Genomic DNA, 1,334 nt, shown 5'->3' with positions numbered 1-1,334 from the left:
GCGATCGCTACGCCGATTTCGGGCCGACGCTGGCCTGCGAGAAGCTGTACGAATGCCACGGCATTCGGCTGGCCAAGGAGACGGTCAGGAAGCTGATGACGGACGCTGGGCTCTGGATTCCGCGCCGACAACGGCCGCCGAAGGTCTACCAGCCGCGCGCGCGTCGGGCGTGTCTGGGCGAACTGATCCAGATCGACGGCAGCGACCATCGGTGGTTCGAGGAACGGGCGCCGGCCTGCACACTGCTGGTGTATGTGGACGACGCGACGAGCCGGTTGATGATGCTGCACTTCACGCAGACCGAATCGACCTTCAGCTACTTCGAAGCGACGCGAGCGTACATCGAGCGGCACGGCAAACCTGGGGCGTTCTATAGCGACAAGGCCAGCGTGTTCCGCAACGTGACGCCAGGCAAGACCGGTAACCGCGTGACACCGTTCGGCCGGGCTATGTACGAACTGAACATCGACACGTTCTGCGCGAACAGCAGCTCGGCCAAGGGGCGCGTCGAGCGAGCGCACCTGACGTTGCAGGATCGATTGGTTAAGGAGATGCGATTGCGCGGGATCAACACGATGGCCGACGCCAACGCTTACGCGCCCTCCTTCATGGCCGCCTACAACACGCGCTTCGCGAAGCCGCCAAAGAGCGACTTCAATGCGCACCGGCCGTTGCGGGCCGACGAGAGTCTGGACCGGGCGCTGACGTGGCGCGAGCCGCGGAAAGTGACGAAGTCGCTCACGGTTCAGTACGACCGGGTGATGTATTTGCTGGACGACACGCCGGAGAATCGGAAGCTGATCGATCGAACGATCGAGGTGTGGGAGTACCCGGATGGGCGGATCGAAATCCGGTCTGACGATCGTGTGTTGCGCTGCAGACAATACGACCGTCTGGCCGAAATCGATCAAGGTGCCGTCGTCGAGCACAAGCGCTTGAGTCATGTACTGCAGGTCGCGCAAGCGCTTCAGGCGCAACGTGATAACAGCCGAATCGGTAAAGCGCCGTCTCGAACGCATCGTGGCGACTCGACGCGAACTAACCGAAACGAGGCTGAACCAGGCAAGAAGAAGCAACGCGAGATCACGCAGGCCGACGTCGAGCATGTGATCGTGGATCTGGCGCAACGTAGGCAACCCGCCAAGCCAGCAGACAAACCTGGCCGTCGTTCTGCAAAAGCTGGAGAAACAAGCGTGAGCGCCCTGCCCGTTCAGGCGCCGACCTTCGACACTGCGTAACGGTCAAAACGAGGAAAAAGACACAGCAAAACCAACCTTAAAACCGGACATTTTTAAATAGCTGGAAGGTGGACATCTGAATCCGGGTATGACACA

1 protein-coding gene is annotated in these 1,334 nt (G+C 60.6%); it reads left to right on the top strand.

Going from position 1 to position 1,334, the window contains the following annotated elements; all coding sequences use genetic code 11:
• On the top strand, nt 1-1,238 hold a 1,238-nt coding region (locus LGN10_RS33355; protein WP_226226288.1), incomplete at its 5' end, for an ISNCY family transposase.
• Nucleotides 1,239-1,334 lie beyond the last annotated feature (96 nt).

Source organism: Burkholderia sp. AU32262 (assembly GCF_020419985.1).
In the GTDB taxonomy this organism is placed as follows: Bacteria; Pseudomonadota; Gammaproteobacteria; order Burkholderiales; family Burkholderiaceae; genus Burkholderia; species Burkholderia semiarida.
Note: the sequence above shows the minus strand (reverse complement) of the source record. Positions and strands in the feature narration are given on the sequence as shown.